The sequence below is a fragment of the Nocardia vinacea NBRC 16497 genome (genome assembly GCF_000308835.1).
Taxonomy (GTDB): domain Bacteria; phylum Actinomycetota; class Actinomycetes; order Mycobacteriales; family Mycobacteriaceae; genus Nocardia; species Nocardia vinacea.
On sequence record NZ_BAGN01000101.1, the window covers coordinates 21,237 to 48,197 of the forward strand.

Annotated in this window: 25 protein-coding genes and 1 pseudogene; 14 read left to right on the top strand and 12 right to left on the bottom strand. The window is 65.9% G+C overall.

Going from position 1 to position 26,961, the window contains the following annotated elements; genetic code table 11:
- The first annotated feature begins 113 nt into the window (after positions 1–113).
- The 4 genes from ON44_RS13295 to ON44_RS13310 all read left to right on the top strand — a co-directional run bounded on the left by ON44_RS13295 (position 114) and on the right by ON44_RS13310 (position 4,788).
- Positions 114–611: a MarR family winged helix-turn-helix transcriptional regulator gene (locus tag ON44_RS13295; protein ID WP_040689728.1), complete on the top strand. Its 498-nt coding sequence runs from the start codon at positions 114–116 to the stop codon at positions 609–611.
- Entirely contained in the window at positions 604–3,195 is a 2,592-nt protein-coding gene (locus ON44_RS54460) for an MFS transporter (RefSeq protein ID WP_083897839.1), read from the top strand. The genes ON44_RS13295 and ON44_RS54460 overlap by 8 nt, the downstream gene beginning before the upstream one ends.
- Positions 3,195–4,016: a YceI family protein gene (locus ON44_RS13305; protein WP_040689729.1), complete on the top strand. Its 822-nt coding sequence runs from the start codon at positions 3,195–3,197 to the stop codon at positions 4,014–4,016. The genes ON44_RS54460 and ON44_RS13305 overlap by 1 nt, the downstream gene beginning before the upstream one ends.
- A 232-nt stretch (positions 4,017–4,248) precedes the next feature.
- The gene (locus ON44_RS13310; RefSeq protein WP_051181961.1) at positions 4,249–4,788 is read left to right on the top strand and encodes a MarR family winged helix-turn-helix transcriptional regulator; all 540 of its coding nucleotides are present in this window, start codon (positions 4,249–4,251) and stop codon (positions 4,786–4,788) included.
- On the opposite strand, the gene ON44_RS54390 is transcribed toward ON44_RS13310, so the two are convergent.
- A complete protein-coding gene (locus ON44_RS54390; RefSeq protein WP_157187136.1) occupies positions 4,789–5,118 on the bottom strand; it encodes an NAD-dependent epimerase/dehydratase family protein in 330 nt (109 codons plus the stop codon). It lies immediately after the preceding gene.
- Positions 5,119–5,141: 23 nt separating this feature from the next.
- Positions 5,142–5,322, bottom strand: a pseudogene (locus ON44_RS48170) (transposase); the annotation flags it as partial.
- A gap of 706 nt (positions 5,323–6,028) precedes the next feature.
- Here ON44_RS48170 and ON44_RS52485 point away from each other — a divergent pair.
- Together ON44_RS52485 and ON44_RS52490 are read left to right on the top strand one after the other, a co-directional pair.
- A complete protein-coding gene (locus ON44_RS52485; RefSeq protein ID WP_245567136.1) occupies positions 6,029–6,517 on the top strand; it encodes an SGNH/GDSL hydrolase family protein in 489 nt (162 codons plus the stop codon).
- Positions 6,478–6,723, top strand: coding sequence for a hypothetical protein (locus ON44_RS52490; RefSeq protein ID WP_040689733.1), 246 nt, complete (start codon positions 6,478–6,480; stop codon positions 6,721–6,723). The genes ON44_RS52485 and ON44_RS52490 overlap by 40 nt, the downstream gene beginning before the upstream one ends.
- A 255-nt stretch (positions 6,724–6,978) precedes the next feature.
- Here ON44_RS52490 and ON44_RS13330 read toward each other — a convergent pair whose 3' ends face one another.
- A complete protein-coding gene (locus tag ON44_RS13330) occupies positions 6,979–7,473 on the bottom strand; it encodes a phosphoribosyltransferase (protein ID WP_040689736.1) in 495 nt (164 codons plus the stop codon).
- 97 nt (positions 7,474–7,570) lie between these two features.
- Between ON44_RS13330 and ON44_RS13335 the strand changes: the two genes are divergently transcribed.
- The 3 genes from ON44_RS13335 (at position 7,571) to ON44_RS13345 (ending at position 9,396) form a co-directional block, all read left to right on the top strand.
- A complete protein-coding gene (locus tag ON44_RS13335) occupies positions 7,571–8,155 on the top strand; it encodes an NAD-dependent epimerase/dehydratase family protein (protein ID WP_040689823.1) in 585 nt (194 codons plus the stop codon).
- 65 nt (positions 8,156–8,220) lie between these two features.
- Positions 8,221–8,628 carry a hypothetical protein gene (locus ON44_RS13340; protein ID WP_040689739.1) on the top strand — a complete coding sequence of 136 codons (408 nt, stop codon included), beginning with the start codon at positions 8,221–8,223 and terminating at the stop codon, positions 8,626–8,628.
- Between the two features lie 339 nt (positions 8,629–8,967).
- Entirely contained in the window at positions 8,968–9,396 is a 429-nt protein-coding gene (locus ON44_RS13345; RefSeq protein WP_157187134.1) for a DUF6924 domain-containing protein, read from the top strand.
- 16 nt (positions 9,397–9,412) lie between these two features.
- On the opposite strand, the gene ON44_RS13350 is transcribed toward ON44_RS13345, so the two are convergent.
- Genes ON44_RS13350 through ON44_RS13375 form a run of 6 tightly spaced genes read right to left on the bottom strand, consistent with a single transcriptional unit; the run spans position 9,413 to position 16,183 of the window.
- Complete coding sequence (locus tag ON44_RS13350; RefSeq protein WP_040689740.1) at positions 9,413–12,100, bottom strand: fumarate reductase/succinate dehydrogenase flavoprotein subunit; 2,688 nt, start codon at positions 12,098–12,100, stop codon at positions 9,413–9,415.
- Entirely contained in the window at positions 12,097–12,843 is a 747-nt protein-coding gene (locus ON44_RS13355) for an ABC transporter ATP-binding protein (protein WP_051181964.1), read from the bottom strand. The genes ON44_RS13350 and ON44_RS13355 overlap by 4 nt, the downstream gene beginning before the upstream one ends.
- Positions 12,840–13,730, bottom strand: a complete 891-nt coding sequence (locus ON44_RS13360; protein ID WP_040689743.1) for an ABC transporter permease — start codon at positions 13,728–13,730, stop codon at positions 12,840–12,842. The genes ON44_RS13355 and ON44_RS13360 overlap by 4 nt, the downstream gene beginning before the upstream one ends.
- Entirely contained in the window at positions 13,727–15,154 is a 1,428-nt protein-coding gene (locus tag ON44_RS13365) for an ABC transporter substrate-binding protein (RefSeq protein WP_040689747.1), read from the bottom strand. The genes ON44_RS13360 and ON44_RS13365 overlap by 4 nt, the downstream gene beginning before the upstream one ends.
- 16 nt (positions 15,155–15,170) lie before the next feature.
- Positions 15,171–15,398, bottom strand: coding sequence for a 4Fe-4S dicluster domain-containing protein (locus ON44_RS13370; protein WP_040689749.1), 228 nt, complete (start codon positions 15,396–15,398; stop codon positions 15,171–15,173).
- Positions 15,398–16,183, bottom strand: coding sequence for a GntR family transcriptional regulator (locus ON44_RS13375; protein ID WP_051181965.1), 786 nt, complete (start codon positions 16,181–16,183; stop codon positions 15,398–15,400). The genes ON44_RS13370 and ON44_RS13375 overlap by 1 nt, the downstream gene beginning before the upstream one ends.
- A gap of 371 nt (positions 16,184–16,554) precedes the next feature.
- On the opposite strand from ON44_RS13375, the gene ON44_RS13380 reads away from it, so the two are divergent.
- From ON44_RS13380 to ON44_RS13395, 4 genes are read left to right on the top strand one after another with little or no spacing between them, the layout of a single operon-like run.
- Positions 16,555–18,264 (top strand): DUF8832 domain-containing protein, encoded by a 1,710-nt coding sequence (locus ON44_RS13380; protein WP_245567137.1) that lies wholly within the window; start codon positions 16,555–16,557, stop codon positions 18,262–18,264.
- Positions 18,261–18,704 carry a FixH family protein gene (locus ON44_RS13385; RefSeq protein WP_157187135.1) on the top strand — a complete coding sequence of 148 codons (444 nt, stop codon included), beginning with the start codon at positions 18,261–18,263 and terminating at the stop codon, positions 18,702–18,704. Before ON44_RS13380 ends, ON44_RS13385 begins: the two co-directional genes overlap by 4 nt.
- Positions 18,705–18,735: 31 nt before the next feature.
- A complete protein-coding gene (locus ON44_RS13390; protein WP_174415062.1) occupies positions 18,736–19,854 on the top strand; it encodes a hypothetical protein in 1,119 nt (372 codons plus the stop codon).
- Positions 19,854–20,399 (top strand): hypothetical protein, encoded by a 546-nt coding sequence (locus ON44_RS13395; protein WP_040689755.1) that lies wholly within the window; start codon positions 19,854–19,856, stop codon positions 20,397–20,399. Before ON44_RS13390 ends, ON44_RS13395 begins: the two co-directional genes overlap by 1 nt.
- 4 nt (positions 20,400–20,403) lie before the next feature.
- On the opposite strand, the gene ON44_RS13400 is transcribed toward ON44_RS13395, so the two are convergent.
- The gene (locus ON44_RS13400; RefSeq protein WP_040689757.1) at positions 20,404–22,200 is read right to left on the bottom strand and encodes an acyl-CoA dehydrogenase; all 1,797 of its coding nucleotides are present in this window, start codon (positions 22,198–22,200) and stop codon (positions 20,404–20,406) included.
- A 110-nt stretch (positions 22,201–22,310) separates the two neighbouring features.
- Here ON44_RS13400 and ON44_RS13405 point away from each other — a divergent pair, with 110 nt between their 5' ends.
- Complete coding sequence (locus tag ON44_RS13405; RefSeq protein ID WP_040689759.1) at positions 22,311–22,919, top strand: TetR/AcrR family transcriptional regulator; 609 nt, start codon at positions 22,311–22,313, stop codon at positions 22,917–22,919.
- Here ON44_RS13405 and ON44_RS13410 read toward each other — a convergent pair.
- Both ON44_RS13410 and ON44_RS13415 read right to left on the bottom strand, forming a co-directional pair.
- Positions 22,904–23,896, bottom strand: a complete 993-nt coding sequence (locus tag ON44_RS13410) for a 1-aminocyclopropane-1-carboxylate deaminase/D-cysteine desulfhydrase (protein ID WP_040689761.1) — start codon at positions 23,894–23,896, stop codon at positions 22,904–22,906. The genes ON44_RS13405 and ON44_RS13410 overlap by 16 nt on opposite strands.
- A gap of 168 nt (positions 23,897–24,064) precedes the next feature.
- The gene (locus ON44_RS13415) at positions 24,065–26,881 is read right to left on the bottom strand and encodes a helix-turn-helix transcriptional regulator (protein WP_040689763.1); all 2,817 of its coding nucleotides are present in this window, start codon (positions 26,879–26,881) and stop codon (positions 24,065–24,067) included.
- Positions 26,882–26,961: the final 80 nt, after the last annotated feature.

The window sequence follows — 26,961 nt, forward strand, 5'->3', positions numbered from 1 at the left end:
GGTCTCTGGCGGTACCACCGGGGGCGATGCTCCACGGTCAGCTAATTGCTTAGCGCAAGTAACCTATGTATAGTTGCGTAGCGCAAGTAACTAATCTCGTGCTGGGAGTGGGCATGGCAGTGTCACCCGAGACGGCTCAGAGCCTGATAAAGGAGCTCTATTTCATGGGCCGGGCGATCCGCGCTGCCCTCTCTCATCCGGAAGAAGGGCAGTTACTTCCAGGGGGTGTCGGCGTGCTGGGTTCCCTCGAGGCCAGGGGGCGGTGCCGGCAGGTGGATCTGGCGGTGGACTTGTGCATCACCCCATCGACACTGAGCAGGCATGTCGCCGAGCTGGTGGGCTCCGGCGATATTGCCCGCCATGCCGATCCGAGCGACGGCCGGGCCACCCTCATCCAGATCACCGACCAGGGACGCGATCTGTTGCGGCGCGTCCGGGTGTCGCGGGCGCGGGGGTTGCAGGCTGCTCTCGCCGATTGGAGCGAGGACGAAGCCGAGCAGGCCACCTTGGTTGTTCAGAAGCTCAGGAATTCGCTGGCCGCAGTTGCGCACCACACCGCGGTGGGTGAGAGCGAGCCGGTTTCGACGGAGAGTCAGGAAGTGGATGTCTAATTCAGTCGATGCGGGGACGCGGCGCGATCCGGACGCGATGACCCATCGTCAAGTCCTGGAAGCTATGACCGGGCTGCTGGCTGCGCTGTTCACGGCGTTGCTCAGCACCACGATTGTGTCGACCGCGCTACCAACGATCATCGGCGACCTGGAGGGATCGCAGACCGCATACGCCTGGGTCATCACCACGGCGCTGCTGGCCAACGCCGCTTCCACCCCGATCTGGGGCAAGTGCGCCGATCTGTTCAATAAGAAGCTGCTGGTCCAATCGGCCATCGTCATTTTCGTCGCCGGTTCGGTGATCGCGGGCATCGCGGGCAACGTGCCAATGTTGTTGGCGGCACGCGTCATCCAGGGCATCGGCATGGGCGGGTTGACCGCCCTGGTCGTGGCGATCATCGGTTCCATCGTCGCGCCGCGCGAACGCGGTCGGTATTCCGGCTACATGGGTGCCGTGATGGCGGTTTCGATGTCGGGTGGGCCGATCCTCGGCGGCGTCATCGTCGACAGTCCGCTCGGCTGGCGCTGGTGCTTCTTCGTGTGCGTGCCCCTGGCCGTGATCGCCCTGGTGCTGTTGCAGGCGACCTTGCGGCTGCCCACCGAGCGTAAGGACGGAGTGTCGATCGACTGGCTCGGCGCCACACTGCTCACCGGCGGTGTGTCGGTCCTGCTCGTTTGGGTGTCGTTCGTCGGGAAAGCCGGCTACTACGCCTGGCTTTCCAGGGAATCGGCGCTCTATGTCGGCATCGGCGTGCTGCTGCTGATCGCGACCGTGTGGGTCGAGTCCCGCGCCAAGTCGCCGATCATCCCACTGGCGATCGTCACCGAGCGCACCACGGGTCTGGCGATCATCGCTTCGATCGCGGTCGGAGTCGGTATGTTCGGTGCGACCACTTTCCTGGGCCAGTATTTCCAGACCGCACGCGGATACTCACCGACTGTGGCCGGCGTGCTGACCATCCCGATGGTTGCGGGCATGCTCGTCGCCTCGGTCGGTTCCGGACAGCTGATCACCCGGTTCGGCAAGTGGAAGCCATTCGTCGTCGCAGGCGGTGCGCTGCTGGTGGTCGGATTCACACTGCTCTCGACGATCGACCACGCGACCAACCTGTGGCTGGTCGGCATCTATATCGCCGTTGTCGGGCTCGGCGTCGGCATGATGATGCAGAACCTGGTGCTGGCCGTGCAGAACACCGTGAGCGTGCACAACATCGGCGCGGCATCCAGCAGCGTCGCCTTCTTCCGCACCTTCGGCGGCGCGATCGGCGTCTCGGTACTCGGTTCGGTGCTGGCTACCCGAGTGAGCGAGCTGTCGGCAGAGGGTTTCGCCAGGATCGGTGTGCAGACTGGGTCCTCCGGCGGCAGCAACCTGAATCTCGATGCCTTGCCGACACCGATACTCACGATCGTGCGCGCCTCCTACGGCGACGCGACCGGCCGGATCTTCCTCATCGCTGCGGCTGCGACGGTCGTCGCCCTCATCGCGACCGCGCTGCTTCCGAACCGTCCGCTGCGGCGCACGATCGACATCGATCCGGCCGTCGACCCGACCATGAAAGAGTCTGCGTCGCAGGACATTCCGGCCGCCGCGGACGGCATGGCGGCACTGGATGCCGAACTGGCTGAATTCGCGGAGTCGAGCTGGGACGAAGACCAACTCTGGGAAGACGCCGAGCGGGTGTTGTCCGAGCCTGAACCGGTGCCGGCTGCGTCGGGCGCGGGGCATGCATCGGTAGAACAGAACGGTCGTGTGTACCGGGTTGTTGCGTCGTCACAGACTGGTCTGTCGAACGGCGGGTTGCCCGGGTCGGACTTCGACGGTGGGGCGTTGGGCGGTCGTGTCCATCGTGAGGACGGCCGTCCGGTCCCAGGTGCGGTGTTGACGTTGATCGATCACAGTGGCCGCCAGGTCGCGCGGGCGAGCAGCGCTGCTGATGGTGGTTATGCGGTCAATGCGCCGGAGATGGGCGGCTACGTGCTGATCGTGTCGGCGATGGGGCACCAGCCGACCGCGGTCAATGTGTCGCTCGGTCATCGGCCCCAGCACCTGGACCTGACCTTGGTGGGTTCCGGTGAGTTGTCGGGTGTGGTCCGTACCGCCGGCCGCGGTGTGCCGTTGTCGGGTGCGACCGTCACGTTGACCGATGTGCATGGCGAGGTGGTCGGGGCGGCTGTCACGGGCGGCGACGGCACCTACGTGTGCCACGGTGTGGTGTCGGGCGTCTATACCTTGGTCGCGGCCGCTGAGCATATGCGTCCCAGTGCCACCACATTGACGGTGCCGGACAGTGGTGTGTTGCGTCATGACATCGAGTTGGCTGCGATGGCGGTACTTGCCGGGTCCGCGTGGGCCGACGGCAGGGCGGTGCCCGATGTGCTGGTCAGTGTGCTCGACGCGGCGGGTGCGGTGACCGCTACGGCACGCACCGACGAGAACGGCTGTTATGTCGTGACCGATCTGCTCGAAGGGCAGTACACCGTGGTTGCTCGTGGTTATCCGCCGGTGACCGGGCAGGTTACTGTGTCCGGTGGCGAGGTCGCCTACGATGTGCGGCTCGGTTACGACGAGTCCGGGGATCGTTGATGAGTGGTTTGACCGGTCGTGTTCGCACCGCGAAGGGGTGGCCGGTGCCGGACGCGGTGTTGACGGTGACGGATATGCGGGGCCGCCAGATCACCCGCGCGGTCGTCGACGAGACCGGGGCGTTGGGTACCGAGCTGTTGCCTGCCGGTGTTCATACCGCGGTGCTCACTGCTGTCGGATTCGAACCGGTGGCGCGGACCGTGCAGATCTCTTCGGTGGGGACGGGTGTGCTCGGTGAGGTGGTGTTGGTGCCGGTCGTGGGGACGGTGGCGTCGCCGCCGTCGGGGCCGTGGACGATCGATCCGGTGCATTCGACGGTGATCGCAACTGCACGTCATCTGGGTATTGCGAGTATCAAGGCCCGATTCGCGGAGGTGAGTGGGCGGCTCGATATCGCTGAACCGTTCGAGCGGTCCACGGGGCACGCGGAGATCAAGGCGGCCAGTATCGATACCGGTACCGCGATGCGTGACAATCACCTGCGTTCGCCGGACTTCTTGGATGTCGACAGTTATCCGCTGATCACTTTCACCGGCAGCGGGTTGCGTCGTACCGGTGGTGACACCTGGGTGATGCCGGGTGAGCTGACCCTGCACGGGCAGCGTCGCTCGGTCGATCTCGACGTGACCTATGGTGGGTTCGGAGCGGATCCGTGGGGCGGTGTGCGTGCCGCGTTCCACGCCGAAACACTATTGCACCGCAACGATTTCGCGATCGACTACAACACTGTTGTGCGCGCGGGAGTGGCCGCCATCGGCACCACCGTAAAACTCGACCTCGACATCGAAGTCGTACAAGGCGACCAGCTACCCGCAATCTAGCCAACTGCGGCCGAAATGCCCTGTACCGCCACTGCAGCTTCGGCACCGGGGCCGCGCGGAACAGTTCGGTGACCGGACGGTCCTGGCCGTCACCATGCGGCGCGCTCCTCTCAGCCTTGCCCGGTAGAACAGGTGTCAGAAAGTCGGGTGTCATCGCCACCGTTCGCTTCCCGTGCTGTTACCCCGTAACAGCACAACTCGTGGAGCGAATTCGCTGGGATACAGTGTGCTAATGCCCGAAGAAGCGCATTCCACACCAGTGGTGCGTGTCGGAGCGGCCGCGGGGTCCGATGGTGTTACCGCAACCGTCGGGGGAACCGATGCCGACCTGCTCTCGCTCGCGTCGCAGCTGTGTTTTGCTCTGTACTCCACATCCCGATCGATGACTGCGGCATACCGGCCGTTTCTCGAGGGGATGGGTGTTACCTATCCGCAGTATCTGGCCCTGCTGGCGTTGTGGGGGCGGCCCGCGATGACCATGAAGGAACTCGGCGAACAGCTGCAGCTGGACTACGGCACGGTCTCACCGCTCATCCAGCGACTCCAGGCACATGGTTTGGTCGAGAGCGTCCGGAGTGCCAACGACCGCCGTGCCGTCGAACTGCGCGCCACCGATGCCGGACGCGCACTGCAACCGCAGGCCCGGCAGATGATCGAGGCGGTCATGGCGGAGGTCGGCTATCCGATCGAGCATCTCATCCGGCTGCGCGACCAGGTCAACGCGCTCGGCGCCCGCCTCGACGCCGCCGTTGCCGAGCGATCCGGCCGGTAATCACCGTCCGCCCTGAGTCGCGCGCCGAGTTGAGGCGTCGAGTGACTCGGGCGTGCCGATCGACCACGCGGTTCGGTGAACCAAGGGAGCCAGCGTTCGGTGCGCCGCCAGACGTATTCGCAATCGACCTCGGAATGCGGTTTCTGATACACGACCGCGCAACGCACCTCGGCGACATGATCGATGAGTCGTGATATCACCGACTACGAGCCGGAATTCGGGGCAGGCGAGGAGATCGGACAGATTCTCCCGATGTCCGGTGCTCGGGTTGTCGATCGCGGTGACCCGGTCGCCGCGTGCGATCAGTGCCCGGCACAGGTGGGAGCCGATGACCTGTCGAACTGGCGGACAGCCAGGGGAATTCGATGCAGCGCATTGTTCGCTCCACGATGACTACCACGCGAAAGTCGGTGCCGGCGTGGTCTTTCCGGAGTAAGCCGGGACTGGAGCGGCGCCGCGCAACGCCGCAAACGAGCTCTCCTCGCGTAGCCGCTCCGGGTTGTCACCGGCGGTGACGAGCAACTGGGCGGCAGTGTCCATGCCGACACCGTGGGCTGCAGGCAGCGTTGGACACAAACAGCGGTGAGCTCATCGAGATCGGTGGTCAGGGTTGCGACTTGGTAATCGCGGAAGGCGATACGTTCGGCGAGTGCCTTTGCGGCAGTGAGTATTCCGGCGATCCTCGGTTCGGCATATGCCCCAGGGCCAGAGGCGTGCAAGCGCAGATCAGCTCCTTGGTGGTGTATCCGCGGACGGCTCCCCACCTCGGCCGGTGCCGTCCCGCTCAGCGGAATCCCGGACTCGGTCCGGCACCGTCGGCCACACACTCGACGCGCACAATCCGATCCCCATGACCGGTCGCTCCGCTGCCGATCGGATCGGGCCTCGTCTTTGCTGGCCGCACGCGACCTCGCCGGTGCCGCACCAACCGATTAGGAGTGGACATGATTCGAGTAGCCACACCCGCCGACGGGTTCGACCCGCACGCCGGATACTGAGAAGGCCAGGGAATTCAGGTTTTCGGCGTAAGTGGACGGTGGCTGTGCGCTGCTGCGGTAGCGCTCTCGGTCTCGATGGCGGGGGCGGGGGGTGCGGAGGCGGATTCCGCTCCCGAGGGGAAAGCGCTTGTGGTGCTGGGTGATTCGTTCTCCGCGAACGCCTGGACTCGACCGACCCTGACAACAGTTGCCTACGTCATGGGAGCACGGCCTGGCCTGCGCAACTGGGCAGATTGATCGGCGTGTACGGGACCGATGAGATGGTCGATGTGTCCTGTCCGGGCGCGTCGATCGACACTGGGCCTGGGTGGACAGTGGGCATGCAGGCCGCGAAGGCGGACAAGTCGGGCGCGTTCGGACCGCGGACCGAATTGGTGACCTTGCAGTTCGGGCTCAATGATCACTGGGGCCGATCCCAACAAACCCTGTGGAAATCGCTGCAGAACTGCGTGTTCAACCTCGTCGACGGTTGCGGGCCGGAGGCCGTGGAGCAGGGCCGTATGCCCGACTACAACGCAGTGACCGGGGAATTGTTCGCCGATTGCCTGCGCAATGCGGTGACCTACATCCGCTACTACGCGCCGGTGAACTACAAGATGTCGGTGCTGTTGCTCGCGCCGATGACAGCGGTGGTGGCCACCCTCGCCGCACGGGATCGCACGGAATTCGCGGTCTCAACGCCCATCCGCGCATGGTATGGCTGGGCAACGTCTCCTACGCCTTCTACCTGATCCAATTCCCGGTAATGGTGCTGATCACCCGAAATCTCATCGGCGGCAAACAGTTCGGCATCCTCGGCTGGACCGGATTCGCAATACTGAGCCTGATCGTCTCGACCACCACCGCCGCAGTGCTCTACCACTGGATGGATCTGCCCATCATGCGCCGCTTCGCTCGCGCGAGACGAACCACCGAACCGCAGCCGCCACCGGCCTGAACCGCCGCGCCCGAATGGCTCCGCCTCCGGGTTCGTCATCCTGTTGTACTCGCCGCATACCCACAAGGTCCTCGACGTCAGGAAGCGATGATGACGGCGATGGCACGGCTGCCACGGACCCTCCGCCGAACACTGACCGGGGGCCAGGAAATGGCCAACCATATCCGGATCGCCGAAGTGACCGATCTCGACATCTACTTCTGTGATCCGGCCCGTAATCACCGTCCGCCTGAGCAAGGCGCCGAGTCGCGCGGTTCAGGCGTCGAGTACTCGGGCCTGCCGATCGACCACCGGCGGTTCGGTGGACCAGGGGAAGTTGATCCAGCGGTCGGTGCGCCGCCAGACGTATTCGCAATCGACCTCGGAATGCGGTTTCTGGTAAACGACCGCGCAGCGCACCTCGGCGACATGGTCGATGCAGAAGTCGCGGACGAGTTTGAGGGTGGCGCCGGTATCGGCCACATCGTCGGCGATCAGGACCGTCGCACCGGCCAGATCGACCGCCTGCGGGACCGGCGGCAGCATGACCGGGAGATCGAGGCGCTGGTCGATACCGGTGTAGAACTCGACATTCATCACGTGCAGGTTCTTCACGTCCAGTGCGTAACCGAGCGCCCCGGCGACGAATAGGCCACCGCGCGCGATCGAGAGGATCAGATCCGGTTCGAACCCGTCTTTGGCGATTTCGGTGGCGAGCTCGCGGCTCGCCGTACCGAATAGTTCCCAGGTCAGCACTTCCCGATCCGCCATGGATCCTCCATCTCCCTCGATGCCGCTGGGCAAGAGCATACGACCAGCAACGCCTCGGCGTTCCCCACTTTCGGTCCGGGGAATTAGGGTGGGTCGGGTGCGGATCTATCTGGCCGGCGCGACCGGCGTCATCGGAACGCGGTTATTACCCCTGCTGATCGAGGCCGGACACGAGGTTGCCGGGATGACCCGGTCTGCCGCCAAGGCCGATCAGGTGCGTGCCGTCGGTGCGGAACCGGTGGTCTGCGATGTGTACGACCTCGACGCGCTCACCGCCGCGGTCGTAGCCTTCCGGCCCGATCTGTTGATGCATCAGCTCACCGATCTCCCCGACGATGCCGCGCTGCTCCCGGAACTCGCCGGTGCGAATGCGCGCATCCGTTCCGAGGGCACTCGCAACCTGATCGCCGCCGCGCAGGCGGCGGGCTCGAAACGCTTTGTCGCCCAGAGCATTGCGTGGGAGCCGCCGGCCGGTCGCGGTGCCGTCATCCAGGAACATGAGGCTGCGGTACTCGATATCGGCGGTGTGGTCGTCAAGTACGGCCAATTCTATGGCCCGGGTACGTACTACGAATCCGAGCTGCCCGATCATCCGCGCGTGCACGTGGATGATGCTGCCGCGCGGACGGTTTCGCTGGTTGATGCGCCCAGTGGCGTGGTGGTTATCGCGGATCCAGCCTGATCCTCGGCGCGACTGGCTGCTCCGGGTCGTGGCCGTGCCGGTCGGTTTGGAATACCGTGGCGGGGGTGATCGCCCGGATCCGCTCACATCCGCCGAAGGAGACCCGCTTGCGCAACACGCTGCTTGTCACATCCGTACTCGGTGCCGCACTGGTGGCGATGCTGCCTGCTGGCGCGGCCGATGCTCAGGGACCCAGCGACGGTTCGCTGAAGGTGCAGGCGACCACCGGCACCGATCAACTGCCGGTGACAGGTGTCGGAGTCGGCATCACCACGTGCGCCGCCGGTCCGGTGCTGGCCACGTTGACGACCGGCGGCGATGGAACCGTGACGCAGACCTTCCCGGACGGCTGCTACCAAGCACAGGTCACCTCCGTGCCATCCGGCTGCGAGCTGGCGAGCATCGCCTACGTTCAGATCAACGTGGCACCCGGCACGACACCCGTCGCTGCTTTCCAATTCCGCTGCGCATAAACGGATTTCGATCCAGGGCCCGGAGCGCGGCCGTGATGGCATCGTCATATTGCGTGGTGTTCTCCTGGCCGGCAGCTCCGTAGTTTGCCTCCAGCAGTGGAGATCTCACGAGCAGCAACAGGTCCTGGCGGCCGTGGCAGGTGCCGAATTCTTGATCGGCGACCCAGGCCGCTATCGGGAGGTGTCGCTATTCGCACGGCCGCGCGGCCGGTCTCCGGAGGGTGAGTAGGCTTCCCGCTCGTGAGGTCTGGTCCGGTGGTGGTGACTGCGTTGGCCGTGCTCGTGTTGGCCATGTGTGCGGGTGATGTGAGACCGACCTCGGCGAGAGAGGAAAACTTGTTGCTGCTGCCGGACGACGAATCCTTGTTCATCAGAACCGATTTCGCCGACGATGCCGGGTGGGCCGAAACTCTGGACGCGGCTCTGCAGCCGTGGGATCTCGGTGACGGGATACTCGCGTACGCGGGCATCACGCCGGTCGATGACCGTCGCTTCGAAGGTCTGACGGTGGAGAAGTTGGAGAGCCTGCTGCCCGCGCCACCGCCCTACTATCTGTTCCTGGTGGACAAGCGAACCATCACCGATCCCGAACATCCGATTCTCGTTGTGGATACGAGCCGGGGGAACGAAGACGTGGTCGGCTTTCAGACCTTCCGCGTGGTGCCGAGCGAAATGCCCGCCGTAGAGAACAATCTGTCGCTGTCGAACATGGACTTCGAGGACTTCTCCGACAGTGTCGACGCGGATGGGGTGTTCCGCGGCTTCTGATGCGGGAAATGTGCGGCTACGACCATGGGTGCACGCTGTCCAACGCGCGGCGCGCATACGCACGCACGTCCGCATCGGTGTCATCGATCGCCAGCTTCAGTGCATCGTGCGCCGCCCCGCTGTGCGGCCAGGTGGCCAGCGCCAGTACCGCCGCCTTGCGCACATCGAGGTGCGGATCGTGCAGGGCTTCGGAAAGCGGGTTGACGCCGAAATCGGGGTCCGCGCCCGCGAGACCCCGCGCGGCACCCACCCGGACCTGCCAGGCAGACTGTGCGAGCGCGCCGACAAGTAGCGCTGTGTCATCTTGTGCGACACCGAGATTCGCGAAGGCGGCCAAGGCAGCGGCACGCACGAGCGGGTCCGGATCCTCGGCAAGGGCGCGCGCGGTTTCGGTGCCCTGCCCGCCGATCGCAGACAACCCGTGCGCGACTGCAATGCGCACCTCCCGGTTCTCATCGGTCGCCGCCGACGAGACCGCCTGCCAGTCGTCGAGCGACACCAGAGCCCGCACCGCCTCGATGCGCACCCGATGATCCGAATCGGTCAGTGCCACAACGAATTGCGCCGCTGTTCCGGCTCGCAGCGCGCGCAGCAGATCCACGACGGTCGCTCGGACGACCGGGTCGGGGGAGTCGAGTCGATCGGCGAGGCCGGTCGAATCGGGAAGCACCTCCACGAGTTCGCGCAGACTCGCCGCGGCCGCCGCGCGAACGGATGCCGCGTCATCGTCGAGCGCGTCGATCAATACCGATGTGAATCCCTCGGGGGTGTTCTCGGTCAGCACCGACAGCGCCGCTACTCGAACACCGGCATCGGCATCGGACAGATAGGTCGAAAGGTCCTGCACTGTAGGCGAATCCAGGGCCAGCAGGCTGACCAGTCGTGGTGACGGCGGTGTCGTCGAGGTGCGGACGGTGCGTGGTGCATCGGCGGGTGCGCGCCCACCGATGAGTTCCGGCTGCGCCACCGGGACCACCGTGGTGTCGGTCGACGGCAGGTCATCGAGACCGGGCACCGGTACCAGATACGGCGCCACCGGCCGCTTCAGGAATTCCATCGCGCCGTCGGAGTTCTTGCGCAGGTTCAGGTGATAGCGCCACTCGTTGTCGTCGCGCTGCGGCAGATCGGCACGTTCGTGATAGAGCCCCCACCGTGATTCGGTGCGGGTCAGTGAACTGCGCGCCGCCATTTCGGCGCAGTCGCGGATGAAGGAGACCTCGACCGCGCGCATGAGCTCATGAGGTGTGCGGGCACCGATTTCGGCGATTTCGCCGCGCATCCGCTCGAAGGTCTCGACCGCGATCGACAGTTTCGCGGCCGTCTTCGGCGGCGCGACATAGTCGTTCACGAATCGGCGCAGCTTGTACTCGACCTGGGGCTGCGGCGGGCCGTCCGGCTGCTGCAGCGGCCGGTAGATCAGGTCGTGTGCCGCCGCCAGCTGCTCTTCCGGAAGTTCAACGGGCGCAGCGACTTCGGACAGTGTGGATGCTGCATGGCCACCAGCCAGATCACCGAAGACGAACGCGCCGATCATGTAGTTGTGCGGCACGCACGCCAGATCCCCCGCCGCGTAGAGCCCGGGAACGGTAGTGCGGGCATGTTCGTCGACCCATACGCCGGATGCGGAATGTCCACCGCACAAACCGATTTCGGAGATATGCATCTCGATATCGTGGGTTCGATAGTCATGGCCGCGGTTGGCGTGGAAGGTGCCGCGGGTCGGGCGTTCGGTGGTGTGCAGAATGCCTTCGAGCGTCGTCAGGGTCTCGTCGGGCAGATGTGACACCTTGAGATAGATGGGCCCGCGAGCGGATTCGATCTCGCGCTTGACCTCCGACATCATCTGTCCGGACCAGTAATCGGAGTCGACGAAGCGTTCGCCCTTCGCGTTCACCTGGTACCCGCCGAACGGATTGGCCACATAGGCGCAGGCCGGACCGTTGTAATCCTTGATGAGCGGATTGATCTGGAAGCATTCGATACCGCTGAGCTCCGCGCCGGCGTGATAGGCCATCGAATATCCGTCGCCCGCATTGGTCGGATTCTCGTAAGTGCCATACAGGTAACCCGACGCGGGCAGCCCCAATCGACCGGACGGACCGGTCGCCAGGATCACCGCCTTGGCGCCCACCGCCACGAATTCACCGGTGCGCGTGTTCAATGCGGCGGCACCCACTGCGCGACCCGCATCGGTGAGCACCCGCACCGGCATGAGCCGGTTCTCGATGCGGATCTTCTCGCGCATCTTGCGTTGGCGCAGTACGCGATACAGCGCCTTCTTGACATCCTTGCCCTCGGGCATGGGCAGCACATACGACCCGGACCGGTGCACCCGGCGCACCGCGTACTCGCCGTACTCGTCCTTCTCGAACTTCACTCCGTACCGTTCGAGTCGCTGCACCATGGCGAAGCCGCGGGTGGCGGTCTGATATACGGTGCGCTGGTTGACGATTCCGTCATTGGCCCGGGTGATTTCGGCGACGTAGTCCTCGGGTTCGGCCTTGCCGGGAATCACCGCATTGTTGACCCCGTCCATGCCCATGGCCAAGGCACCGGAGTGCCGCACATGCGCCTTCTCCAGCAGCAACACATCGGCGCCTGCTTCGGCGGCGGTCAGTGCGGCCATGGTCCCCGCGGTGCCGCCACCGATGACGAGCACATCGCAGTCGAGCCGGATCCGATCGGATAGCTCGGGAATATTCACAACTTCTCCAGGATTTCGGCCTTCACCGACCGGCGATCCGCCGGTGTGCGGGGCTCGGGCACATCGACCAGGGTGTGCAGCACGCCGCCGCCGAGTACCGCGATGCGGTCGCCGAGCAGTAGCGCCTCGTCCAGGTCATGGGTGACGAATACGACGGTGGTGGGGTGGGCGCGCCAGGTGTCGATCAGCAAGCGCTGCATGGTTGTTCGAGTCTGGGTGTCGAGTGCTCCGAACGGTTCGTCCATCAGCACCGCGCGCGGCGATCCGGCGAGACTGCGCGCCAACTGGACGCGCTGCCGCATGCCGCCGGAGAGATCGCGCGGGAGATAATCGGCGTAGCCGGTGAGTCCGACCTCCTCCACCCAATGCCGGGCGCTCGCCTTGCGTTCGGCGCGCGGCACCTTGCGCAATTGCAGTGCGAGCTCGATGTTCTGGCGCACGTTGCGCCACGGCAGCAGTGCATCGTCCTGGAAGACCAGGGCGCGGTCGGCGGATGGTCCGGTCACCGCTATGCCGTCGGCGCGGATCACGCCCTGGTCCGGCTTGCGTAGTCCGGCGATCGCCCGCAGCAGCGTCGACTTGCCGCAGCCGGATTTGCCGACCACGACCAGGATTTCGCCGGGCGTGATAGCTAGCTCCAGGTTCTCGAGCACCGTTTTGCCGCCGTAGGCGATGCGAATTCCGTCCAGGCTCAACCGCATTCCGGTTGTGGTCGGGGTGGCGGGTGCGGTTGTCGTGGTCATTCGGCGACCTCCCTCGGCAGCCAGCGGGTGATCCGACGTCCGGCCAATTCCACGATTCCGGAGGTGCCGAAGCCGAGGATGCCGATGGTGATCATGCCGACGAATACCGCCGGATAATCGACGATGGTGTAGGCCTGCCAGGTCCGGTAGCCGATGCCGAGCCGCCCGGAGATCATCTCGGCCGAGATGAGGCAGATCCATGCAACGCCCATGCCCACCGACAGGCCGCTGAATACGCCGGGCAGGATGCCCGGAAATACGACTCGCACAACGACATCGGTGCGCGATGCGCCCAGGGTGCGCAGTGCGTCCTCCCAGATGGTCGGCAGGGCGCGTACCGCGTGCCGGGTGCTGACCAGTACCGGGAACAGTGATGCCATGAAGGTGATGAAGACGATGCCCGATTCGTCGCTCGGGAACAGCAGAATCGCCACCGGCACCAGCGCGATGGCCGGAATCGGCCGCGCCAATTCGGTGAGCGGTCCGAGCACCGCGGCGAAGAGTCCGGAGCGGCCGAGACCGATGCCCGCGACCACACCGACCACCGCCGCGAGCCCGAATCCGGTGAGAATACGGATCAGCGATTGCGCGACATCGACATAGAACTGGTCCGACTGCAGCTGCTTGCCGAATTCGCGGATGATCTCGGTGACCGTCGGCAGCGTGTCGAAGCGCAGCCACCACCGCACATTATTGGCGGTGAGCAGCTGCCACAGTCCGATCGCTGTCGCGACCGACGTCACCTGGAGCGCTCGGGTACGCCATACGGAACTCCCACGCACCTCGGCGGTTTCGTCATCGGCCACGGCAGGGCCGGCGAGGGCCGCGGTACGCCTGCCCGTCTCCCGGCCACCACCCGTCAACGTATCGCTGCGCGATGCTGTCATGGTCGGACTTCCGTGACGGCCTGGTCGTAGGAGATCGCCGTGGCGGCCGGATGCGCCTGCCGATAGCGCTGCGCGGCTGCGGGTGTCGTGAACGGCAGGAAGCCGTCGCCATCGCGCAACCACACCGCCTTATCGGCGAACCAGCGCGTACCGAGTTCGGCATCGGGCACATACGCGGCGCGGACCACCTTGCCCTGCGCCTTGGCCGCCTGAACAGCACGCAACAGGCAGGTCGGATCGGCGGCGGGCTGCGGTCGATCCGTGCCGTCGAGCCACAGCTCACCGGCCTGCGCGGCATTGCTCACGGGGCGGGCGCAGACCGGGTCGGTGCCGGTGACGCGGCTGGGGTTGGCGGTGGCCGCCACCGCCTGGTCGTAGTCGCCCACGCCGTTGTCGGCGAAGGCCTTGCGCAGCGGCGCGGGATCGACGAACTTGTCGATATCGAGTTCGGCGAAGTCGCCGATCGACTTCAGGTACTGCACGTCGCCTTTGAACGCGTCGATCAGACTGGGCTTGAGCGTGGTATCGAAAGACGTTCCGCCGGGCCCGTTGTAGAGGTACACGACCTCCTGCGGCAGTCCGGAACCGTCGGCGACGATCTTGGCGGCTTCGAACGGCTTCTCGTTCAAGAACTTCGTGGCATCGAGCTGGGCCGCGAGGAAGGCCTGCAGCACCTCGGGATGATCGGCGGTGTAGGAGCGTCGCGCGACCACGCCGTGGAAGGTCGGCACACCCAATTCCGCACCGTCGTAGAGTAATTTCGCCTTGTTCTGGAAGACCAGCAGTCCGGGCCAGGCCACGAACTGCGCGAGCGCGCCGACCTGATGCGATTCCAATGCGGTGGCCCCGACCTGCGGCTGCTGGTTGAGCACCTCGACGCCCTTGGCCGGATCGACACCCGTCCGCGAGAGCGCCTGCACCAGGGTGCCGTGCCCGGCCGAGCCGACGCTGGCCGAAATCTTCTGCCCGGCCAGGTCACCGATCCCGGTCGCCGTCGAATCCTGCGGCACCACAACCATATTGAGCGCACCCTTGGGGTTGTAGCCGGTCACCGATACCAGCGCTGTCTTCGCCCGCTCATTGGACTGGGTGCGAGATCCGTTGATCAGCAACGGATAATCGCCCATCGACCCGATATCGATCTTCTCGGCCAGCATCTGCGCGGTGATCGGCGCGCCGGTGTCGTAGTCCTGCCACTCCACCTGGTACTTGGCGCCGCCGCTGTCGGTGATCTTCTGTAGCCGCTGCTCCAGGTAGCCCTGGGCGCGCAGCAGGGTGCCCGCGGTGACGGTATTGATTGTTTTGGACTGGTAGCCGACGACGACCTTGACGGTGCCTTCGGGGGTGTTGTCCGAACTCTGCAGGGAGCAGCCCGCCGCGGCGAGTGCGACGGCGAGGAGCAGGGGAGCGAGGCGTTTCTTCATGGGACTTCCGGATCGTTCAGCGCAACAGATAGGGCATATTGACGGTGACGGCGCCCGTGGGACACCGGGCGGCGCAGGGGCCGCAGTACCAGCACTCGTCCACGTGCATGAAGGCCTTACCGTTTTCCGGATTGATGGCCAGCGAGTCGAGCGGGCAGATCTCCACGCACAGCGTGCAACCCTGAATGCATAGTGATTCGTCGATGGTCACCGGAATGTCGGTGCGTTGGTTCGCAAGTGCCATCAGATGACCTTCCATTCGGATGCGCTGCGGGTCAGGCTGCCGCGCATGGTGATTCGATCTCCGCGCATCCGGATGTATTCCAGATCCACCGGTCGGCCGTCGTCGAGCCGGGTCAGCCGTTCGAGCATCAGCAGCGCCGCGCCCTCGGGTGCTTCCAAGGTGGCGGCGGTGTGCGCGTCGGCGGTAATCGCTTCCAGCGCGAGGTCGGCCGAGCCGAGCGGTCCGCCGCTGATCTGTTCGATGAGTACGAAGATGTCGTTGGTCTCGAGATCGTGGCCGAGGACCTCGGTGCCGATCTCGGGTGCTAGATAGGTCAGATCCAGGCTCAGCGGTAGGTCGGCGAGATAGCGCAGTCGTTCGATATAGACCACGCGCTCACCGGGATTCAGCCCGAGCTTGCGTGCGACGGCGGGCGGTGCGGTGATATGCATTGCCGCGCGCACCTCGTTGCGCACCGTGCCGTGGCCCTTGAGGGTTTCCTGCAGCCCGAGCAGCGCGTCCAGCCCGTGATCGTATTTGCGCCGGGCGACCCGGGTGCCCACCTTCGGTACCCGATCGATCAGCCCTTCGTCTTTGAGCAGTGCGAGTGCGTCGCGCACGGTATTGCGCGACGCGTCGTATTCCGCGACCAACTCCTGCTCATTCGGCAGCACATCGTCGAACGCCCCCGCATGTATCTGATGACGCAGCACGTCGGCTATCCGGCGCGCCTGGTCGGCCCGCAACCGTCGCACGGGCGTCGCCTCGGCTCCCACCTCCGCCACCTTTCTCTCGCTGACCTGCATGGATAGCGACGATAGTTGCCGCGGAGACGCTCAAATGCCCGCGTTGGAGCTCCGCAAATCAGCGGATGTTATTCCGCCGCCCACCACACGCTCTGACCTGGGCAGATGGGTCTCGGAGTGGCCATTGCGCCACCTCGCTCACAGCCGATGACTTTCGATCACACAGATTCGAATGACGGGCTGGCGGGGCGGAACGGAACAATGTCGGGCTCGGCAGGCCCCGAACACCAGGTTCCGCGTAGCGGGCCGCCACTACCGTTGCGCTAACGAGCGAGTCCACGCCGCTGCCCCACCCACTTCTCGTGGGCGGCCCATTCGCCGGACGTGGACCGGCGATTGAATCAGCTCACCGCCGAGCGGTGGTTTCGGCGGTGAGCTGGGGCATTATCCGGATGCCGGTCCAGGGCGGCATCACTCCGGCGGGGGAGGCGAAATCCCCACTGGAGGTGATGTTCTGGCGGTCACGCATCCCTACCATGACGGGCGTGGGTGTTGTCGCCGGTGCTGGTCGCGCTCTGCTGGTCGCGGGGGTATGTGCGTTTTTGGTGTCGATCGGGGTGGGTCCCGTGGCGGCGGATTCGGCGTCCTCCGGTTCGGATATTTCGGTCGCGCAGTCGCTCGGTGATCGGGAGCTGACGATCATCTTGCGCCGGGTGACCAGCGTGCCGGGGCCGTTGCGGGTGGATGTGGTCACCCATGCCGGTGCCGCGCCCGGGCAACTCACGCTCGCGGCGACGCCGACGGGGGTGTCCGAGAAGTCGACACAGCCTGCACCTGGAGCGCCCACCGCCGAGGCGGTTGTCGAACTCGGCGGCACTGCTGGGATGTACTCGGCGACTGTCCGAATGGACCGCGCCGGGCCGTGGGAACTGGCCGTCGGCGACGGTACGCGGGTGGCGCGGATTCCGTTCATCGTGCCCGCGCAGGTGATCCCGCCGCCCGAGCGCCTGGTCTACGGCGGATTTCTGGTGGCGGGCGTTCTGCTGCCCGTCGCGGTGGTGATCGCGATTCGTGCTCGACGCAGCGTATGGGCGCTGGTTCCGGCCGCCGGGATGGTGGCCGGTGTCGCGGTGTCGGTGACCGCCGCGCTGCTTTCGGCATCGCTGCCGCTGCCACCGCAACCCGGCGGTCAGCTCGATCCCACGCTCGACAATGTCACCGATCCCTATGCCGTGCATCAGCCGTTGATTTCGGACTTTTCGCGGCCGCCGGTACTGCTCATGGTCGCGGGTGGGCCCGTGAACGCCGGGCGGCCAGGCGATCTCGACCTCGTTCTGATCGATGCCGCCACCGGTGCACCCGTCGACGATCTGGTCGTGCACGACAGTGCGCTCATGCATCTGCTAACCGTCGGCCCGACCGGTCGCCTGTCGCATCTGCATCCGATCCGGGTCGGGCCCGGCCGGTATCAGGTTCATCTGGCTGCGCCCGAGGCCGGGCGGTATGCGCTGTCCGCGGAGTTGGCGCGGCGCGGCGGTGGTGTGCAAATGGTACGCGCGGCAAGTGGTTTCACCGTCTTGCCCGGTGCTGCAGAACCGGAATCCGCCAGCGCCACAGTGCATCTCGGTGGTGGTGACAAGATCGCGTCGACCGTTGTCGACGGTAACCCGGTCACCGTCAGGACGACTACTCCGGTGGCAGGGGCACCGACCACCATCACCGCCGAATTCGGCGATGCCGCCGATCTGCAACCGTGGCTCGGCATGGTCGGCCACCTGATCATGGCGGGTCCACTACCCGGCGACCCGGATATCGCTGCAGCCGTACAGAACTCACCTATCTGGGGTCACGGCCACTCGATGGGCGCGACATCGATGCATGGCATGTCCGATATGCCGGGGATGGATATGCCCGGCATGGATATGACCGAGCCCGCCGCGAGCCACGGCACCATGCTCATGCCACCCGCCAATGGCGAAAGCGCACCCGACGAGACGGTCGCCGGATACGGACCCGACGTGCCGTTCACCTACACCTTCCCGCTCGCGGGCCGCTATCGCCTCTGGATCCAGGTCGAACGGCGCTACACCGTACTCACGGTCCCTCTCGTTCTCGATGTCGCGGCGGGAGCGCGGCCATGAGTGAGCGATCGACTGCACTCGAGTCCGCAACTCGGAGAAGCGTTTTCCTCGCAGTAGGGGCGGTGATCGTGATCGTGCTCGCCGTCATCGCTTGGTTCGCCTGGCCGCGCCCATCCGGTCCGCTCGTATTGAAAACCGGTACCCCGCAGCACCTCGTCACGGTCTCCATCGACAGCCTCCGAATCGGCAGCACCGCTATCGATATCACCGTCACCGACCGCACCGGCGCGCCGAAAGACCATGCCGCAGTACTTATTCAGGTGAATCAGCCGCTCATGGGCCACGCTGGACAGCCCATCGCGGCGACGGCCACCGGTCCGGGCCACTTCCATGCCGCATCGGTACCACTGATGATGACCGGTCCGTGGGAGCTTCGACTGTCGATCGACGAACACGACAGCCTCGACGAACTCGCGGTGCCGATCTGGGTCGGCGGCTGAAAACATGCACAGATCAGGAGGAATGATCACCATGACCACGGCAGCACCGGTCGAAGCCGACACTGGACCCGATATCTCCGATGGCACCATCGCGGCCCGCATCGGTGCCTGGGGTGTATTGCTCGGCACCGCGGTGACATTGGTCGGCCTGAGCTGGGATATCCAGTGGCACAATGAAGTCGGTCCCGACACGTTCTTCACCCTGCCGCATCTGTTCCTGTACTCCGGTAGCGCGATATCCGGATTCGCCAGCCTGGCCATGGTTCTCATCGCGACCTCGGCCCAACGGGCCGGTCGGCCCGTGCCCCGCCTCGGCGGCACTCCCATCCGAGTCTTCGGCAGCAACCTGACCGCACCGCTCGGCTATATGGTCGCCGGAGCCGGTGCGGCACTGTTCCTGCTGTACGGCCTGCTCGATCTGGAGTGGCATTCGATCTACGGTTTCGACGCGGTGCTCAATACCCCGTCACATGTGGCGCTGTTCCTGTCCATCTCGCTCACCATGATCGGCAGCATCATCGTCTTCGCCGCCCACCGCGACCACCGCTGGGGCCGAATCGGCATCGTCGTCGCGATTCCGATCCTGATCACCTTCGCACCGATTCCCACCAATGCGTTGAACAACCTGCATCTGCCCGTCGACCCGACCATCCTCGGCATCGTCCTGTTCGGGCCGATGCTGCTCGTACTCGGCGCGGCACTTTTGGCGCGTGCGGGCGCGGCCGTTGCCATCGCGGTTTCGCTCGGTGCCATGCAGGCGATCCTGTGGTGGTTCTCGCCCTGGGCCGCGCAAACCTACGCGTCGGCGATCGGACTGCCGCTGCGTGACGGTCTCACGGGACGGCCGCCGGATCTGCCCGTCATGATGCCGATGTTCATGATCGTCGCGGCGGTCGCGGTCGAGGGGCTGTTCTGGTCGGCGCGGGCCCGTGGTTTCGATGCGCGCAAGATCGTATTGGTGGCCGGTGCCGTGACCGGCGTGATCGTCGGCCTGACGTTCCCGCTGCAATTGAACCTCGTCCGCCCTACGTCGCATATCGCCGCCGGCGACATCGTGACGATCACGCTGCTCGGCATTCCGCTCGGCCTGCTCGCCGGATTCCTCGGCGGCCGGTTCACCACCATGCTGCCCGCAATGAAGGATGCGTGATGTCCGTACTCCGCAGGCTCGCCGTCACCGTACTGGCCGTGATCACGCTGTCGCTGGTCGCCATCACCCCCGCCTCCGCCTATGCACCGGTCGAGGTTGTGCATACCGAGCGCGTCCAGGTGGGTCCGTACGGCGTGACCGTCGGCTTCTCCACCTGGCCCATCCGCGCGATGAAGTCGCTCGACTTCACCTTCATGCCCGATGGCGGCATCGCCGACAAATCCGGGACACTTCGCCTGACCGGACCCGCCATCAGACCCGGCCGCCGCGCCACACCGCTGGTCCGCCATCCCCGCAAACGCGACTCCTGGGGCCTCGACGTCAAGGCCTTCGACGACCCCGGCACCTACACCTTCACCTTCGCGATCGACGGCCCGCTCGGACACGGTGAAGGGACGCTCGGCAATATCACGGTGCTCGACCAGCCCGGACCGCCGCTGCCGCTGAGCTGGACGATCGGCACCCTGCCGCTGGTCGGCCTGCTGGTCTTCCTTGCGGTGGCGTGGCGCCGCACCCGACCCGGGCGGCAACCACTGGTCCTCTGACGGGTCAGAACCAGGCGTCGCGCATATCCAGCGTGGTGCGGTCCATCAGCTCGAGCAGATCCAATTGCGGTGTGGTCTTGGGTAATTCGTAGCGGAAGAAGTAGCGGGCCGCCGCACGCTTGCCGTCGTAGAAGTCGCCGTCCTTGCCGTGTGCGGCGAGTGCCTGCTCCAGCCAGATCCAGGCGACTACCACGTGCCCGAAGGCCTCCAGGTAGATGCTGGAATTGGCCATCGCGGCGGCGATATCGCCGGCGGCGAACATCCAGCCGGTGACGGTGAGCAGCCGTTGCCAGACCGCGTCGAGCTGTCCGCCGAATTCGGTCCACTCGCCGCCCGCCTCGGTGGCCGCGAGTACGGTCCGCTCGATCTGTGCGGCCAGTAGCCGCAGGCTCGCGCCGTCGTGCTGGATCACCTTGCGGCCCAACAGATCCAGCCCCTGGATGCCGTGGGTGCCTTCGTGGATGGGGTTGAGGCGGTTGTCGCGATAGTGCTGTTCGACATCGTATTCGCGGGTGTAGCCGTAGCCGCCGTGTACCTGGATGGCGAGGCTGTTGGCCTCCAGACACCATTGCGACGGCCAGCTCTTCGCCACGCCGGTGAGGATTTCCAGCAGCAGGGTGTGATCGCGTTTGGCAGCCGGATCCGTGGTGGTGCGTTCCAGATCGACGAGGCGGTTGCAGTAGAGCAGCAGAGCGAGCGCGCCCTCGACATAAGCCTTCTGCGCCAACAGCATTCGTCGCACATCGGCATGCTCGATGATCGGCGCCTGCGGTGCGGACGGATCCTTGGCGGTGAGCGCGCGACCCTGGCGGCGTTCCCGGGCGTAGTCGAGCGACTTCAGATATCCGGTGTAGCCCAACGCCGTTGCGCCCAGCCCGACGCCGAGGCGCGCCTCGTTCATCATGTGGAACATGTAGGTCAGGCCGCGATGCGGTTCGCCGACAAGGTAGCCCACCGCACCGGGCGCGCCGTCCGGATTGTGCTTGCCCTCACCGAAATTCAGCACCGTATTGGTGGTGCCCCGATATCCCATTTTGTGGTTCAACCCGGCCAGCACCACATCGTTGCGTGCGCCGAGCGAACCGTCCTCGGCCACCAGGAATTTCGGCACGACGAACAGCGAGATGCCCTTGGTTCCGGCCGGTCCGCCCGGAATCTTGGCCAGGACCAGGTGCACGATATTGTCGGTCAGCTCGTGATCACCGCCGGAGATCCACATTTTCGAGCCGAACAGCCGGTAGGTGCCATCGGCCTGCGGTTCGGCGCGGGTGACGATATCGGCCAGCGAAGAGCCCGCCTGCGGTTCGGACAGACACATCGTTCCGGTGAACCGGCCCTCGACCATGGGCTTGACGAAGCGGTCGATCTGCTCCGGGGTGCCGTGCGCGGCGAGGAGATTGGCATTGCCGACGGTCAGGAAGAGATAGCCGGTGGTGCCGACATTGGCGGCCTGGAACCAGCAGAATCCGGCGGCCTCCACGGTGGCGGGCAGCTGCAGCCCGCCGATCTCCTCGTCCATCGCGGCGCCGATGAGATTGGCCTTGGTGAAGGCCTCGATCGCGGCCTTCACCTCCGGGATGATGGTGACCGTCTCACCGTCGAAGGTCGGCTCGTTGCTGTCGTTGCGCTTGTTGTGGGTGGCGAAGTGCCTTGTGGCCAGATCCTCGCAGAGGTCGAGAAAGCCGTCGAAGGTATCCCTGGAGTGTTCGGTGAACCGGGGCAGCGCCGTGAGCTCCTCGACCCGCAGCCATTCGTAGAGCAGGAAGTCCAGGTCCCTACGGGAGATCAGGGTCGAGCGCACGGGCACATCCTCTCGCGGTGACGGAGCACTGGCCCAGACGGGCGCGGTGCTCGCTCGGGTCGATTTGGTACGTTACTACGCATGTGTCGCGAATCGATCCCAGGGCTGGGATGACCACAACCTCCGGTGCCGCCCGTCCCGTCGGCCGTCCCGCCGCCGCCTCCCAGGACCAGGTGCTCGCCGCGGCCAGCGCCCAGTTCCTGGCCTGCGAGCGGGTCGATGTGCAGGCGATCGCGGCGGAACTCGGATTGTCGCGCGCGACGATCTACCGCTGGTTCGGTTCGCGCGACGGTCTGCTCGGCGCGGTCATGGTGTCGGAATTCGAGCGGATGGTCGTGGCGGCGCAGACGCGGGTGGACGACACCGGCGCGCGGCGGGTACTGGCCCTGCTGGACCGGGCGGCGCTGTGGCTGACGCGCAGCGAGGCATATAGGTATTTCATCGCGACCGAACAGGCCACCGCGGGCCGCATCATCACCACCAGCGACGGGCCGGTACAGCCGAAGGTGGTCGGGGTGGTCGCCGAAATTCTGGATACCGCGATCGTGGACGGCTACCAGAACCGGGTCGATACCCAGACCTTCGCCTATGCGCTGGTCCGGCTCATCGAGGCCTTCCTGTATCAGGACGCGGTGACCGGCCTTCGCGGCGATGTGGAGCGGTTGCGTGCGGTGCTGGCGGTCATTCTGGGACTGGACCCGGATCAGCGCGGCCCATAGGTATCGAGGAACAGAACGGGTCCGTTGCCGAAGTCGCCGCGGGTATCCATCTCCAGGAGTCCGGCCAAAGCCTTTGCGGTGTAGACGGTTTCCAATTCCAGCCCGTTGGCCGCGGCGAGCTTCTTCGCGGCAATGGCGGCCGGGGTTTCATGGCCGTAGCCGGGACCGAGCCAGTCACGCACCATCGTCACGTCGTCCTGGCGCAACTCGGGCGCGGTGAATTCCGCGCCGCGTGCGCGCAGCACCGTCGCGGCGCGGTTCGCCAGCTCGACAATGTGTCGCGCGTCGAGGGGGAGCGAGTCGTTGACGACGACACCGACGACGCGGGTGCGTAGTCCGGCAAGCCGTAGGCCGAGGGCCAAACCCGCCGCCGTGCCACCGGATCCGACGGCGGTCACCAGATGTGTCGGTTGCGGTAGTTCGACCGCGGCGATCTGCGCCGCCAGTTCCAATGCGACCTCGACATAGCCGAGTGCGCCGATCGGCGACGATCCGCCGACGGGCAGCAGATATGGTGGGGTGCGCCCGTGCATATGCCGCAGCAGCAGCCACGGTGCGGCCAGGACGGTGCGCAACTTGCTGTGCGTGAAATGTAGGGTGGCGCCGGAGTTTTCCAGTCGTCGCAGCTGCTCGCGGACGTGGTCGTCCACCGGTTGGTCGACCAGCGCCAGCGCGGTGTCGATGCCGAATTCCCGGGCGTAGAGCGCCGTGGCCAGACCCCAATTGGTTCCGGTGCCGCCGAAGGTGAGAATGGTCCGGGCACCGCGCCGTCGGGCCTCGGGCAACAGCCACTCCAGCTTGCGGATCTTATTGCCACCCCACCCGCCGGAGCCGTACCCGCTTTCGTCCTTGCACCACACAGTGCTGTGAGTGCCGAGGTCCAGCGGGCGGACCGGTGTCGGAGCGATACCGAGCCGGGCGAACGGCAGTGTGCCGGCCAGTTCGGGGAAGCGCCGGTGGAGTAGGGATTCGGTCATAGTCCGACCATTATCGGGGTTCAGCTCCCTTCGGTGAGTAGTCACCGCATTCGGTGTCGGCTGACGCTTGTCGCAGGTGCCGCCGACGGACGGCGCATCACCGCGCCGCTCACGGCTTGATCGACAACGAAAGAATTGATCCGCGCGGTGGGGAAGTGAACGGCTGCTTCAGTCAGGCTCGATGAGGCCGTGTTTGCGGGCCACCGCGGCGGCTTCGGTCCGTGTCGCGGCACCGAGTTTGGTGAGGATGCGCGATACGTGCACGCCCGCGGTATTGCCGCTGATGAACAGCTCGGCCGCGATCTGGCGATTGCTCAATCCCTGTGCGACCAGACGTAATACGTCGAGTTCGCGTGGTGTCAGACCGAAGGTGCGGGGCTGTTGGTTCACCGGTTCCGGCCGAGTTACCTGGAGCGCCACCCTGGCACGTTCGGCCACCTGCGCAACCGCGTCGGCCAATGGTGTCGCCCCCAAATCCGCCGCGAGTTCGGCGGCTTCGCGCAGGGGTTCTCGGGCGGCGGCGCGATTGCCGACCGCCAGTTCGGCTTCGGCGGCGTTGAGCAGGCTGCGGGCCAGGTCGTAGCGTTGATCGATGGCGCGCCATGCGGATACCGCCTTGTGCCAGGCGGCCGGATCGCTATCCATGGTGGCGGTGAAGACGGCGCGGTAGGCCGTGTCGACCGCGGTGGTCACCGGCAATCGGTCGGCGGTGGACGCGAAATCCGCAATCCGGGCAGCGGTCGCGAGCAACGGCCACACCTCATGGTGGTGGGTGGTGAGGTCGTCGGCCGCGAGCGTCTCGGCGACGAGCTCGTGCGCATGTCGGGATCGTCCGTCCGCGATCGCGATATCGGTTCGCACCGTATGCAATTGGAGCTGGTACTGGCGCGCCCACGGTCCGTCGCTCAACAGTTCCGCGGCGGCATCGGCACTGCTCGTTGCCGCCGCCGAAGAGCCCTGGGCCAGCACGATTCTCGCGTGACACAGCAGCAGCGCGGCTTTGCTCAGCGGCGGCAGTTGCTCGGTGAGCGATTCGTCGATGAGACCGAGTGCCTCCGGCCAGCGTCCGAGCGCGGCCAATGCCTGCGCCCATTTCACCAACAGGATGGGCCCGGCATCGGCAAAACGGAAGGTCTTGTGGGCGGCCCGCAATCCCTGTTGGATCGCCTCGATGGCCGCCTGGTATTCGCCCGCCGCGACCAGCGCCGCCGACTCCCACAGCACCACGGTAAGCAATGTCTGCGGATCGTTCGCCGCGGCATGCGCCTGTTCGAAATACGCAACGGCGGAACCATTTCCGGCGACCGCCGCCAGACCTTGATAGGCGTAGCCGCGCGCGGCGAGCGCCGGCGTGCCGGTCTGCTCGGCGATCTCCACGGCGGCGCGGGCGTCGCGAGCGGCCCCGTCGGCATCACCGTTGAAGACACGGGATGCGGCCAGTGTGGCGAGCACCTCGCCACGCAGCACGCTCGGCGGCCACGCGGGCAATAACTCCAAGGCCCGGGTGAGATCATCGACGGATCCGGCGCTGCTCTGGTTCTCCAAACCCGCCCGGTAGTAGTACAGGCGTGCGGCCAGCTCCGGTGCGGCCGCCGCATCCAGCAGTTCCAGCGCCTCGTCGGCCGCCGCGACGCCGCGCTCGACGATGCCGCCGTGAAAGCATGCCTCGACAATGCGTTCCAGCACGGTGAGCCGATCGGCCCCGATCAGCGTCGCCGCGTCGGGCACTCGATGCCACAGCTCCAGCACTCGATCCAGCTGGCGCACGCGTTCGCCTTGTACCCCTTCGGATTCCGTAGCGGCACCCCAGGAGGCCACGAGTGCGTGTGGCAGATCGCCCGCGGCATACGCGTGATAGGCCAGCTCGCCCATCCGCTGGTCACCGGCACGGAGGGCGTCTTCGCCGAGTAGCACCTGAGAAAGCCTGGTGTGCAGACGCTTTCGCTCGACCGGCAGCATATCGTCGTAGACGGCATCGCGAATCAGGCTGTGCCGGAACTCGTAGCCGGTGTCGGTGGTGAGCAGTAATCGCTGGTCGGTCAGCTGGCGCAGTGCCGGGTGCAGGGCGTCGTCGGACAGGTCCGTCGCGGATTCCAGTAACGCTGCCCGCACGGGCGAGCCCGCGGTAGCGGCCAGTCGCAAGAGCGCCCTGGCATGCTCCGGCAGTCCGGCCTGATAGCCGAGCAACAGGTCGGACAGGTCCGCGGGTACGCGATCGGGATCCTCCTGCAGCGCTCGCCCCAGCGCCTCGACGAAAAGCGGAATCCCCTTGCTGCGCTGGAAGACTCGGGTGGCAACCCCGGGTTCCGGTTCGCGGTTGAGCACCGCGGCGAGTTGACGCCCGACCTCGTGTTTGGTCAGCGGCTCCGGATTCAGTACGCGCACACCGGGATCACGGCGCAGTCCGGTGACGAGTCGACGCAGCGGCTCCGAATCGGTGGGCCGGTAGGTGCCGATCAGCAGCAGATCGCGCTGGGTGAGATTCGCGATGAGGAAGGCCAGCAGTTCGCGGCTCGAATCATCGGCCCAGTGCAGGTCCTCCAGGACGAGCACCACCGGATGCGAGATCGCCAGTTGCTCGAATACCGTGAGGATCTCGCCGAACAGCCGGATCCGATCCGATTCGGGCTCGGCCGCACCGGTCCGCATCGCAAGCTCGGGCAGCCAGCGTGAGAGCGCGGGGCGCGCGGCCGGAAGTAGTGCGGTCAGCTCGTCGATGCCGATCCGCCGTACCAGAGCGCGCATAATCGTGACGAACGGCGCGAACGGCACCCCGCTCACGCCGAACTCCGGACACCGGCCGGTCAGCACCAGCACATCCGAGCCGAGCCGCGAGGCGAACTCACTGACCAGCCGCGACTTGCCGAGACCGGGCTCACCGGCGATCAGCACGGTCTGCACCGACTCGTCCTGGTACGCACGTTGGAGCGCGGCGACCTCTGCTGCTCGCCCGACGAAGGCACCGCGGTCGGGAACGCTCAACACCAAGCGATCATGCCCGGATCATGGCCTCGGTGCCAACGTAAAGAGTCGTGGACCCGAAGATAACGAATTCTCGTGATTCG